Consider the following 11,919-nt stretch of genomic DNA (forward strand, 5'->3'; position numbering starts at 1 on the left):
GGCTTTTACGCAACGAGTACCGCCAATAAAGCAACGCTTCACCGCCGCGTAGCATAAGGCCGCTTGATTGTCGCCGCGCGCGCGCTCATGGCGCGTAAAAGAGGTGATGGCAATGATCTTCTCCCGCCGTTCCAATGCCGTCAAACGTAGTTGCATCACCCGCTTGCTGGTCGTCGAGGACGACCCGCTGGTTGCGTTCGACCATGAACTGGACCTCAAAGGCGCCGGCTATACGCTGGTGGCAACGGTCAACAGCGGTGAAGCGGCGGTCGCCGTCCTGGCCAAAGACAATGTCGATGCGGTGGTGCTCGACCTGCACATTGCCGGGGCCATAACTGGCGAGGATGTGGCGCGGCTGGCGTTCGATCGCGGCGTTGCTGTGCTGCTGGTCAGCGGCGACGCGCCTGGCCCCGCGAAACGATACGCCTTCGGTCATTTGGGCAAGCCGTTGCACCATGGCGCTCTGGTAGGTGCGCTGCGGGCCATGGAACGCCAGCTTTGCAAGGGGGAGGTACCGCGCGAAGTGGGCGGTCTGACTATTTTCGCACCCGCCGCGCCGGACGTGTAGCCTTTTCCCGTTAGCGTGCGAACCATGGGCATGCCGCCCATGAAGGGCGCAGGCGCGAAAGGTTGTGATATGCAAAAGAAGCTGTTGGCTATGCTGGGCATTGGTTTTGCCGGGGTTGGCGGGGCGGCGCTATTTGCCGCATCAAGCGGCACTTCCGGCAGCGCACCCGCAACAGCGGCGCAGGCGGCAACCCCGCGCGCCGCCGCAGACTCACCGCAGCAACCAGTGCTGGTCGAACTGTTCACCAGCCAGGGTTGTTCCTCCTGTCCCCCCGCCGATGCTTTCGCGCGCGACCTGGTGCGCGAGCGGAACGTTATCGTCATCAGTCGCCCGGTTACGTATTGGGACCGGCTGGGTTGGAAAGACACACTCGCCCGCCCCGAAAATGACAGCATCCAACGCCGCTATGCCGCGCGCGCCATTCCGGGGTCAGGTGTTTATACGCCCGAAATCGTGGTCGATGGCAGCAGCGCCGCGATTGGATCGCACCGCGCCAAGATACGCGGCATGATCGCCGAAGCGGGACGCAAACCCAAGGGCACCATCACAATTGCGGGTGGCCGCGCCAGCGTGACAGGCGCAGAAGGCACCGAACTGCGGGTGTTGGCGATCGCATCGGAACGCATGGTTGCGATCGGCAATGGCGAAAATGGCGGCACCAAAGTGGGCTATGCCAATGTCGTGCGCGACGAAATGGTAGTGCGTTGTACCGCATCGGGTTGCAGCGCCACGATACCTGCCGATTTTGCCAAGCGCGCAGGCGGCAATAAGGTTGCGGTGGTTTGGCAAGATGCGGGTGCCGGCAAGGTGCGCGCGGCGCGCTGGCTGCCAGTGGGCTGACGAAGTCGCGTCTTCCATTTTGCTCTGAACATTCTAACCCAAGCTAACGCCGCGTCGTACGAGCGGAGGGATAGAAGGGGAGCAATATGGCCGAAGTCGCCGCACCATCCGGCTGGAAGTTATTCAAACTTGCCATGACCAGCCGAAAAACCGGTGTGATGTTGACATTTGGCGTTTCCGCCGGCCTGCCTTTTGCCCTGTTGCTGGGAACGCTTTACGCTTGGCTTGGCGAAGCTGGCGTAGACTTGGAAACAATGGGGGTCTTTTCCCTCATTGGCCTTGCCTACGCTTTCAAGTTTCTTTGGTCGCCGTTGGTGGACCGGGTCAAGCTGCCGGGATTAGAACGGCTGGGGCGGCGGAAAAGTTGGCTCCTGCCAATTCAGCTTTTGCTCGGCGTTATCTTCGTGGCGATGTCGCAGCTTGACCCGAAAAGCGCGCTTGGCTGGTTCTCGCTTATGGCTGGAATCGGAGCATTTGCATCGGCCACACAGGACATAGTCATCGACGCGTGGCGGGTTGATGTCGCCGATGAAACAACCCCAGTCGAAATATTGTCCGCGATCTATCAACTCGGCTATCGGCTGGCGACCTTGGTTGGCGGTGCGCTGGCGCTTGTGCTGGCGGCACGCATTGATTGGCCAGGCGTCTATCTGACCATGGGTTTAGTTTTTTTCCTTGTGTCGGGCATCACCCTGATAGCGCCAGACACGCCACGAACCGGGACCGACGAGGCCGGACGCCTGGAATGGCTTTACCGAATTCCGCAGAACCATCGCAACGCCGCTATGGCCGTAATTTTGGTGGCTTGGGCATGGTCGTTGTTCACGGTTATCCAATTCATGGCGTTGTCGCTGACCGCCAGCCCCGAGTTGCGCCCGGATTCGACCGAATTTGTTAAGTTCAATGGGCCGCTGATCGTCATTGCGACTGTCATTATTCCCGCTGTTATCGCCGCAATTCTGGGCGGAATGTCCGATCGGTCAACGACACGGACCGCCGCCACCGATGACCGTGACAGCGGTTTTTCGCGTGCCATTGACTACGGGTATCAGGCCTTGCTGATGCCGTTGATGGAGCTTGTGGGACGTTTGAAATGGGGCGTATTGATCGCGCTGGGTATTATTCTGACCTATCGGCTCACAGATAATATCTGGGCACCCTTTGCTTTGCCTTTCTACCTCAATGAACTGGGCTACACCAATGATGAGGTCGCGATCGCCAGCAAATTTTTTGGCGTGGGGATGACCATGCTGGGGATCACGCTTGGTGCGTTCCTTTTTGCATGGATCGGACGACTACCGTCGTTGGTGCTTGGCGCTATTTTGGCAGCTGTGACCAACCTGCTCTATGCGGACCTGTCTCTCGGCGGGTCAGGGATTGATGCCGTCGGCAACAAATTGGGCGTGTACGCTTTGTTCGAGCTTTTCGGTGCGGATGCCCGCCTGGGCCGTCTGATGTTGGCGATTGCCGGCGAGAATCTGGCTAATGGTATCGCCGGTGCAGCTTATGTTGCGTTCCTATCATCGATTACGGCGAAAGAGCACAGCGCAGTGCAATATGCGCTGCTATCTTCACTTACCTTCTTAATCGGGTCGCTGGGACGCGGCGCGCTGGGGCAATATATTGAGACCGATGGTTATGCCGCCATGTTCTATCTTGCTGCGCTTATTGGCGTCGTCGCCATAATATTCTGTGTCGCTGAATGGCTGAGGGACAGTTGGCAGACCCGCCGCACGGCGCCGGCCTGATCGGTCAATCCGGCACTTCGTCGTTCAGGCGCAGCACTTCGCCCGCCAGATACAGCGAGCCCATAATCGCCACGCCGCGCGCACGGCGCTCTTTGCGGGCGAGGGTGGCGATGATACCGAGCGCGGCGGGCACGTCGGTCGCCTGTCCCAAATGCTTGATGCCATGCGTTTTGGCGAGCGCGGTGACGGCTTCGGGCGCGTGGTGAGCATGATCGGGCACCGGCACGGCGACGAGGGCGCGCGTGACCGGCGCCATGGCCCGCAAAAAGCCATCGAGATCCTTGTTCGCCAGCATGCCGACGATCAGGTCAACCGGGCCGCGATCGGCGATGTCGCGCGCGAAGAAATCGGCGATACGCTGTGCCGCATCAACATTATGCCCGCCGTCGAGCCACAATTCGCCGAGCGGTGCCTGCGCGGTGAGCGGACCGGGGCCAAGCCGTTGCAACCTGGCCGGCCAGCGCACGTTGAGCATGGCGGCGGACAAAGCAGCAGGATCGACGTCCAATTTGGTCTGCGCGCGCAGCATGGCGACCGCCAGCCCCGCGTTGGCGAGCTGGTGCGCACCGGCCAGCGCGGGCTGGGGCAGGAAGACACTGCCCCTTTGGTCGCGGAACACATGATGGTCAGCAGCGGGGCCCATTTCCCAGTCGCGGCCCTGCACAAGCAGCGGTGCGCCAATTTGTTTGGCCCGTTCGGCAATGGTGACTGCGGCAGCAGCACCGTGCGCTAGCGTGACGAGCGGGACACCCTTTTTGGCGATTCCCGCCTTTTCAAAAGCAATGCGCGCAAGCGGTTCGGTCGGGGTGCCCGCTTCGGGCGAGAGCAGAAATTCGCGGTGGTCGATGCCGAGGCTCGCGATACCGGTCACAAGCGGCTGGCCGATGACGTTGGTGGCGTCAAGGCGGCCACCCAGACCAACTTCGATGATCGCGGCGTCGGCTGGGGTGCGCGCAAAAGCCTGAAAGGCGGCGGCGGTGGTCGCCTCAAAAAAGCTGGGTGCGATGTCACCCGCGGCATCGAGCACTTCGGCAAGCAATGGCGCAAGGGTCGCATCATCGATCAGCTTGCCGGCAATGCGAATGCGTTCGTTGAAGCGCACCAGATGCGGACTGGTATAGGCATGGACGCTAAGCCCCGCCGCCTCGAGCGCGGCGCGCAGGAAGGCAGCGGTCGAACCCTTGCCGTTGGTCCCCGCGACATGAAACACCGGCGGCAGCGCCCGATGCGGATTACGGAGGCGCTCCAACAGTGCGGTAATGCGGTCGAGCCCCAGCACGTCGCGCCCGGGCGAGAGATAGCTCAGCCGGTCGAGCTGCGCCTGGACGGCGGGGTCGGTACTGCTTGCACGGTCGGCCATGTGCTTGTCCTAACGCGCAAATTGCCAACGCGGAGTTAAGCTGCCTTCGCGGGAGCCAGATATTCGATCAAACGCGCAAGCGTGCTGGCCAGATCCTTGCGCGGGACAACCATGTCGATCATCCCGTGGTCGAGCAGATATTCGGCGCGTTGGAAGCCTTCGGGCAGTTTCTCGCGGATGGTGTTTTCAATCACGCGCTGGCCAGCAAAGCCGATCAGCGCCTTGGGTTCAGCGATGTGCACGTCGCCCAGCATGGCATAGCTGGCGGTAACACCGCCGGTGGTGGGGTCGGTCAGAACGACGATATAGGGCAGGCCCGCGCGGCGGAGGCGCTGTAGCGCGACGGTGGCGCGCGGCATCTGCATCAGCGACAAGATCCCCTCTTGCATGCGCGCGCCGCCCGCCGCCGTAATAGCGATGTAGGGTGCGCCGCGCTTGATCGCGGTTTCGACTCCGGTGACAAAGGCCTCGCCCACCGCGACGCCCATCGACCCGCCCATGAAGGCGAAATCCTGGACGCCGATGACGGCCTCTCGCCCGCCGATGCGGCCATAGGCGTTGGCATAGGCATCGCGGTCGCCGGTCGCAGTGCGCGCAGCTTTCAGCCGGTCGATATATTTCTTGCTATCGCGGAATTTGAGCGGATCGTCAGCGACAGCAGGGCTGTCGATGCGCTTGTACATGGCGTCATCGAACAATTGGTCGAAGCGTTGCTTCGCGCCAATCCGGTCGTGATGGCCGCAGCGCGGGCAAACGCACAAATTGTCCTGCCATTCCTTGACGAACACCATCTGGGTGCAATCGCGGCATTTGTGCCACAGATTGTCGGGCGTATCGCGCTTCTCGCCAAAGGGCAGCACATTGCGAACGCGGGTTAGCCAGCTCATTCGACCTTCTCCCTTACGGTGGCGATAGCATCGGCAAGCGTGCGGGTGAAGGCGGTTAGATGGGCAGGGGCGTTGGCACCATGTTCCGCCACGAGTTCAACCAGCGCCGACCCCACAACGACCCCATCGGCGACGCGCGCGATTGCGGCGGCCTGCTCCGGGGTGCGCACGCCGAAACCAACCGCGACGGGCAGGGCGGTGGCGGCTTTGAGGCGTGCGACGGCTTCCTCGATGCTCGCCTGCGCCGCCTGTTGCTTGCCGGTGATGCCTGCGACCGAGACATAATAGAGGAAGCCGCTGGCGCCGCTCAGGATTTGCGGCAGGCGCGCGACATCGCTGGTCGGGGTGGCGAGGCGGATGAGGGCGATACCCGCATCGCGCAGCGCGGGGCCCAGGCTGTCGTCCTCCTCGGGCGGAATATCGACACAGATGACGCCATCGACGCCTGCGTCCTTGCATGCGGCGGCGAACCAGTCGGCCCCTCTTATGGTCATCGGGTTGGCATAGCCCATCAGGACGAGGGGGACGGCGGGGTGGCGCGCGCGGAAATCCTTGGCGATTCCCAGGATATCGGCGGTGGTGGTGCCCGCATTCAGGCTGCGGATATTGGCGAGCTGGATCGCCGGGCCGTCAGCCATCGGATCGGTGAAGGGCATGCCGAGCTCAATCACGTCAGCCCCGCCCGCGACGAGCGCGTCAAGATTCGCGGCGGTATCGCCGTCGCCTGCGGTGATGAAGGTGACGAGGGCGGGGTGGGGTTTGGTGAAGGCGGCGGTAAGGCGGGTCATTTAAGACGGCTCTGCAACATAGCCTCTATCGTCAGCGCAAATGCCGCCGAAACGGCCAAGATCAAAAAGGGATTAACGAGGCTGATCTTGCCGTCGCTGTATCCCGCTATAAAAGAGGTGATGGCGATAGATACAGCCACCAACGTGACATATGAAGTTAAAGCACGTCGCGTCAGAAGTTGGCTCATATCTTTGTCCCCAGCGCCTCAGCCACGGTGAAGATGTCCTTGTCGCCGCGCCCGCACAGGTTCGCGAGGATGATCTGATTTTCGTCCATCTCCAGTGAGATACGGTCCACAGCGGCGATTGCATGCGAAGGTTCAAGCGCCGGGATGATGCCTTCGGTGCGGCATAGTTGCTGGAACGCAGCCAATGCCTCGTCGTCGGTAACACTGGTATAGGTGACGCGGCCGATGTCGCGCAGCCAGGCATGTTCGGGGCCAATGCCGGGATAGTCGAGACCGGCGCTGATCGAGTGCGCTTCATCGATCTGACCATCGGCGTCCTGTAACAGATAGGTCTTGTTGCCGTGCAAGATACCGGGTCGCCCCCCCGAGAGCGAGGCGGCGTGGCGCAGGTTCAGGCCTTCGCCCGCCGCCTCCACGCCCAGCATTTTGACGTCGCTATCATCGAGAAATGGGTGGAACAGCCCGATGGCGTTCGATCCGCCGCCGATCGCGGCCACGAGCAGGTCGGGCAGGCGGCCCGTGCGTTCGAGCATTTGCGCGCGCGCCTCGCGCCCGATTACCGACTGAAAATCACGGACGAGTTCGGGGTAGGGGTGCGGGCCCGCGGCGGTGCCGATGATATAAAAGGTGTCGTGGACGTTGGCGACCCAGTCGCGCAGCGCCTCGTTCATCGCATCCTTCAGCGTGCGCGCGCCCGATTCGACGCCGATTACTTCGGCACCGAGCAGCTTCATTCGGAACACATTGGGCTGCTGCCGCTCCATGTCGCGCGCACCCATATAAATGACGCAGGGCAGACCGAAACGCGCGCAGACGGTGGCGGTGGCGACGCCGTGCTGGCCCGCGCCGGTTTCGGCAATGATCCTCGTCTTGCCCATGCGGCGCGCGAGCAGGATCTGGCCGATGCAATTGTTGATTTTGTGCGCGCCGGTGTGGTTGAGCTCGTCGCGCTTGAACCAGATTTGCGCGCCCTTGCCCGGCGCCGCGCGGCTGCGGATATCGGCGGTCAGCCGCTCGGCAAAATAGAGCGGGCTGGGGCGACCGACATAATGGGTCAGCAGATCGTCAAATTCGGCGGCAAAGGCGGGATCGGCCTGCGCGCTGCGATATTCGCGTTCAAGATCGAGCACGAGCGGCATCAGCGTTTCGGCGACAAAGCGCCCGCCGAACTGGCCAAAATGGCCGCGTTCGTCGGGTTGGGTGCGGAAACTGTTGGTCTGTTTGTTCATATGCTTAAATTCTTACCGTAGCGCCGAGCCTGTCGATCCGCGATTTGCCGTGCCAAGCCCGTCGACAAGCTCAGGGCTACGGAGATTTGGCGCAATGTCAGGCGTTGTGGACCGCTTGGCAGAAGGCCGAAATCTTGTCCACATCCTTGACGCCGGGCGCGCTTTCGACGCCTGAAGAGACATCGACCAACGGTGCCGCCGTAGCAGCGATGGCTTCGGCGACATTGGCGGGGTTGAGGCCGCCGGCGAGACCCCAAGGAAGAGCGTGGCGGTGACCCTTGAGCAATGACCAGTCAAAGCGCGTCCCCGTGCCGCCCGGCAACGCCTGCGCGGGCGAGTCGAACAGCAGGAGATCGGCGCTGCCGACAAAGCGCGCGCTCTTGGCCAGCGTTTCGGCATCTTTGAGGCCAAGCGCCTTCCACACGCCAACCGGACTATGCGCGCGGACTGCAGACAGCCATTCCGGCGATTCCTTGCCGTGAAACTGGACGATATCGGGATCAACTGCAGTAATGGCCTTTATGGTTTCGGGCGGGTCCGCGTTGACGAGCAGCAGCACCACTTTCACGCGCCCACGTGCCTGATCGCGCAGCGCGCGCGCCTGTTGCAATTCAACATAGCGCGGGCTGGGCGGGTAAAGATTGAGACCAATGTGCGTGGCGCCAGCACCTATGGAGGCAGCCAGCGTTTCGGGCGTTTTCAGCCCGCAAATCTTGATTTGTGGTGACGTCATGGGGTCGCTTTGGACTGTTCAACTAACCGGAGCAAGCTGCCATCGGGATCGACGAGATAACCGATCCGCAGGCCGCTGATATCAACCGTCGGAAGATGCAGGCGGGGCCAGCCGACGCGCACGTGCGGTATGCCGGCGGCGGTACAGTTGTCGATGAAAGCGTCAATGTCAGCCAAGCGCAGGCACGCCCCGAAGCTGCTCGTGCTCGGGTCAAGGTCGGGATAAGGGAAGAATTCAAGCTGTATGCCGCCACGCGAGAGGATCATCCACCCATCGGCGCGATAGTCCGTTTCAAATCCCAGCGCGCAATAGAATTTTTCAGTGACGTCAAAATCGCGCGCGGGAAGATTGGGGGTGGCGAAGTCGCCACCAGACGTCACAGCGTCGCCTCTATTGCCCGCGCGGCAAGGTCGGGGTCGGCGGCCTGGCTGATCGGGCGGCCAACGACCAGTATCGACGCGCCATCGTTCATCGCCTGTTGCGGGGTGACGATGCGTTTCTGATCGGCGCTCTTACCGTCGGCGGGGCGCACCCCGGGGACGACGAAAAAGCCCCCGGACCAAGCCTTGCGCGCGGCGCGCACTTCCTGACCCGAACAGACGATGCCGTCGAGACCGGCACCTTGCGCCAAAGCGGCGAGGCGCACCACCTGGTCATGCGGTGTGCCACTAACGCCAATGTCGGCCAAATCCTGGTCATCGAGGCTAGTCAGGACGGTGACGGCGACCACCTTGGTATGGTTACCGGCAGCTGCCTTTGCCTCTTCCAGCATCGCGCGCCCTCCGGCGGCGTGGACGGTGATTATCGCGGGCTCAAGCGGGCGCAGCGCCTGCACGGCCTTGGCCACCGTATTGGGAATGTCGTGCAATTTCAGGTCGAGGAAGATGGGCAGACCCAGTTTCGCAATTTCGTGCACGCCGTGGTGGCCATTGGCGCAGAAAAATTCGAGGCCGAGTTTGAAGCCGCCGACGTGACGGCGCACTTTGTTGGCAAGCGTTTGCGCTGCATCAAGGTGCGGCGTGTCGATGGCGAGGAAGAGCGGTGACGTCATAGCAATGTTCCGGGTGCAGGCGGCGGGGCTTCAGGCGAAGGCGCGGCGGCAGGTTCAGCAGGCTTACTCGCCAAGGCGCGCATATCCGCCAGCTGGCGCTCGCTATTCTCCAGCCGCCGTTTGAGCGACCAACGCGACGCGCGGCCCATCAGCCAGGGAGGCAAGAAACCGATCAGGAAAAAAGCCATGGCAACAAAACCCACCGGCCATTCGAAATATTTGAAGCCGTCGGCTTCGGGCCACACGTTGACCCGGACATGGTTCCAGTTGATCGCGATGAACGATACCAGCACGATGGTGCACAGCACCCAGCCAATTGTCCGTAACGCTTGCATCGGCACCCCTTTGTGCGGTGGATCTGATGTCAGGCTAGGCCATTGCTCGCGGCATTTCCAGTCCTGCCAAGGTTGGGACCCTAGTCTGCAAACACCCGTGCGAAAATCGTATCGACGTGCTTGAGGTGATAATCGAGGTCGAAGTGCGCGGCGAGCTGGTCTGGCGGCAATAGCGCCGTGACGTCAGCATCGTTCGACAACAGTTCGAGCAGCGACAATGCGCCGTCGGATTCCCACACTTTCATGGCGTTGCGCTGGACCAACGCATAGCTTTGCTCGCGGCTGGCCCCGGCCTGGGTCAGCGCCAGCAAGACACGCTGCGAATGGACGAGCCCACCCATGCGGTCGAGATTCTTTTGCATCCTTGCCGGATAGACGACCAATTTGTCGATGACGCCAGTCAGTCGCGCCAGAGCGAAGTCGAGCGTTATGGTGGCATCCGGGCCAATGAAGCGTTCGACCGACGAGTGGCTGATGTCGCGCTCGTGCCACAGCGCGACATTTTCGAGCGCGGGGGTGACATAGCCGCGCACCATGCGGGCAAGGCCGGTGAGATTCTCGGTCAGCACCGGGTTACGCTTGTGCGGCATGGCCGACGAGCCCTTTTGCCCGGGGCTGAAATATTCTTCGGCCTCTAGCACTTCGGTGCGCTGCAGATGGCGGATTTCGGTGGCGAGGCGTTCTATTGACGACGCGATGACACCAAGTGTGGCGAAAAACATAGCGTGGCGATCGCGCGGGATAACCTGGGTCGACACGGGTTCGATGGCCAGGCCCAATTTGGCGGCGACATGCGCTTCAACGGCGGGGTCGATATTGGCAAAGGTTCCGACCGCGCCCGAAATGGCGCAGGTCGCAACGTCAGCACGCGCCGCGACCAATCGCGCGCGGCAGCGGCTGAATTCTGCATAGGCCTCGGCCATTTTGAAGCCGAAGGTTACGGGTTCGGCGTGGATGCCGTGGCTGCGCCCGATGCAAGGGGTTCGTTTATGCTCAAAGGCGCGGCGCTTGAGCGCGGCGAGCAGCGCATCGAGATCGTCGAGCAAAATGTCGCTGGCGCGGGCGAGCTGGACCGCGAGGCAAGTGTCAAGCACGTCCGATGACGTCATGCCCTGGTGCATGAAGCGGGCCTGTTCGCCAACATTGTCCGCCACCCAGGTCAGGAATGCGATGACGTCATGCTTCGTCACGGCTTCGATGGCATCAATAGCGGGAACGTCGATGGCTGGATTGGTCGCCCACCAGTCCCACAGCGCCTTTGCCGCGTCCTTGGGCACCACGCCCAGCGCGGCGAGGGCATCGGTCGCATGTGCCTCAATTTCAAACCAGATGCGGAAGCGCGCTTCGGGTTCCCAAATCGCGGTCATCGCGGGGCGGGCGTAACGGGGGACCATGGCGGGGCTTTCTCGTCAGGAATCGGCGATGAGGCCCGTTAGCAGCGGCGAAGCACGCGGTCGAATCTAGAGCAAACCCGCATTGCGGAAACTATAGGCACTGTCACCGCCGATGATGATGTGATCATGCAGGGCAATGCCGAGCTTATCCAAGGCGGCAGCGACTTCGCGCGTCATGTGGATGTCCTGGCGGCTGGGATCGGCGACCCCGCTGGGATGATTATGGACCAGGATGACGGCCGATGACGCCAGTTCCAGCGCGCGCTTTGCCACCTCGCGCACATAGATGGCGGACTGGTCAACCGTGCCTTCGCTCATCACCTCGTCGCGCAGCAACTGGTTGCGCGTGTCGAGGTGGAGGACGCGCACCCGTTCATGCGCGATTGGCCCCATATCGGCGCGCAGCCAGTCGAGCAGAGCTGACCAGCTGGCCAGCACCGGGCGCTCGGTCACCCGGCCTTTAAGCAGGCGCAGGCTGGCCGCCTGAACAATTTTCAGCGCAGCAACGCTGGTTTCTCCCATACCGCTGACGCGGAGCAACGATGCCGGATCGGCGCTGACCAATTCGGCTAGGCTGCCAAATTCCTTGAGCAGAGCCTTTGCCAGTGGCTTGGTGTCGCGCCGCGGGATAGCAAGTGTCAGCAGATATTCGACCAGCTCATAATCGCTGAGTGCCTCTCCACCCGCATCGAGCAGCCGGGCACGCAGGCGGGCGCGGTGGCCGCGGTGATCGGGCGGGGCAGGGGCGTCGTTCATCGCAGGAATGGCGATAACGCGCTTGTGACGGCCCGACAACGC

General features: G+C 62.2%; 14 protein-coding genes. 3 read left to right on the forward strand and 11 right to left on the reverse strand.

The features are described from left to right. Positions 1-112 precede the first annotated feature (112 nt). The 3 genes from AC2TC0_RS09510 to AC2TC0_RS09520 all read left to right on the forward strand — a co-directional run bounded on the left by AC2TC0_RS09510 (position 113) and on the right by AC2TC0_RS09520 (position 3,156). Complete coding sequence (locus AC2TC0_RS09510) at positions 113-568, forward strand: response regulator (RefSeq protein ID WP_484717263.1); 456 nt, start codon at positions 113-115, stop codon at positions 566-568. A gap of 69 nt (positions 569-637) precedes the next feature. Further along, positions 638-1,408 (forward strand): DUF1223 domain-containing protein, encoded by a 771-nt coding sequence (locus AC2TC0_RS09515; protein WP_484717264.1) that lies wholly within the window; start codon positions 638-640, stop codon positions 1,406-1,408. An 86-nt stretch (positions 1,409-1,494) separates the two neighbouring features. Next, complete coding sequence (locus tag AC2TC0_RS09520) at positions 1,495-3,156, forward strand: AmpG family muropeptide MFS transporter (protein ID WP_484717265.1); 1,662 nt, start codon at positions 1,495-1,497, stop codon at positions 3,154-3,156. A gap of 4 nt (positions 3,157-3,160) precedes the next feature. On the opposite strand, the gene AC2TC0_RS09525 is transcribed toward AC2TC0_RS09520, so the two are convergent. The 11 genes from AC2TC0_RS09525 to radC all read right to left on the reverse strand — a co-directional run bounded on the left by AC2TC0_RS09525 (position 3,161) and on the right by radC (position 11,877). Next, positions 3,161-4,516 carry a bifunctional folylpolyglutamate synthase/dihydrofolate synthase gene (locus AC2TC0_RS09525; protein WP_484717266.1) on the reverse strand — a complete coding sequence of 452 codons (1,356 nt, stop codon included), beginning with the start codon at positions 4,514-4,516 and terminating at the stop codon, positions 3,161-3,163. 35 nt (positions 4,517-4,551) lie between these two features. After that, complete coding sequence (gene accD, locus AC2TC0_RS09530) at positions 4,552-5,403, reverse strand: acetyl-CoA carboxylase, carboxyltransferase subunit beta (protein WP_484717267.1); 852 nt, start codon at positions 5,401-5,403, stop codon at positions 4,552-4,554. Continuing rightward, positions 5,400-6,191 carry a tryptophan synthase subunit alpha gene (trpA, locus tag AC2TC0_RS09535; protein ID WP_484717268.1) on the reverse strand — a complete coding sequence of 264 codons (792 nt, stop codon included), beginning with the start codon at positions 6,189-6,191 and terminating at the stop codon, positions 5,400-5,402. The genes accD and trpA overlap by 4 nt, the downstream gene beginning before the upstream one ends. Beyond that, positions 6,188-6,379 (reverse strand): hypothetical protein, encoded by a 192-nt coding sequence (locus tag AC2TC0_RS09540; RefSeq protein ID WP_484717269.1) that lies wholly within the window; start codon positions 6,377-6,379, stop codon positions 6,188-6,190. The genes trpA and AC2TC0_RS09540 overlap by 4 nt, the downstream gene beginning before the upstream one ends. Next, positions 6,376-7,608 carry a tryptophan synthase subunit beta gene (gene trpB / locus AC2TC0_RS09545; protein ID WP_484717270.1) on the reverse strand — a complete coding sequence of 411 codons (1,233 nt, stop codon included), beginning with the start codon at positions 7,606-7,608 and terminating at the stop codon, positions 6,376-6,378. Before trpB ends, AC2TC0_RS09540 begins: the two co-directional genes overlap by 4 nt. Before the next feature lie 97 nt (positions 7,609-7,705). Continuing rightward, a complete protein-coding gene (locus AC2TC0_RS09550) occupies positions 7,706-8,341 on the reverse strand; it encodes a phosphoribosylanthranilate isomerase (RefSeq protein ID WP_484717271.1) in 636 nt (211 codons plus the stop codon). Next, complete coding sequence (locus tag AC2TC0_RS09555) at positions 8,338-8,721, reverse strand: bleomycin resistance protein (protein WP_484717272.1); 384 nt, start codon at positions 8,719-8,721, stop codon at positions 8,338-8,340. Before AC2TC0_RS09555 ends, AC2TC0_RS09550 begins: the two co-directional genes overlap by 4 nt. Further along, the gene (gene pyrF / locus AC2TC0_RS09560) at positions 8,718-9,392 is read right to left on the reverse strand and encodes an orotidine-5'-phosphate decarboxylase (protein ID WP_484717273.1); all 675 of its coding nucleotides are present in this window, start codon (positions 9,390-9,392) and stop codon (positions 8,718-8,720) included. Before pyrF ends, AC2TC0_RS09555 begins: the two co-directional genes overlap by 4 nt. Further along, the gene (locus AC2TC0_RS09565; protein ID WP_484717274.1) at positions 9,389-9,727 is read right to left on the reverse strand and encodes a LapA family protein; all 339 of its coding nucleotides are present in this window, start codon (positions 9,725-9,727) and stop codon (positions 9,389-9,391) included. Before AC2TC0_RS09565 ends, pyrF begins: the two co-directional genes overlap by 4 nt. 80 nt (positions 9,728-9,807) lie before the next feature. Continuing rightward, positions 9,808-11,121, reverse strand: coding sequence for an adenylosuccinate lyase (gene purB / locus AC2TC0_RS09570; protein WP_484717275.1), 1,314 nt, complete (start codon positions 11,119-11,121; stop codon positions 9,808-9,810). A 66-nt stretch (positions 11,122-11,187) separates the two neighbouring features. Next, on the reverse strand, positions 11,188-11,877 hold the full coding sequence (gene radC, locus AC2TC0_RS09575) for a RadC family protein (RefSeq protein WP_484717276.1): 690 nt from the start codon (positions 11,875-11,877) through the stop codon (positions 11,188-11,190). Between the last annotated feature and the right edge of the window lie 42 nt (positions 11,878-11,919).

This window comes from Sphingopyxis sp. sgz302558 (assembly GCF_057220455.1).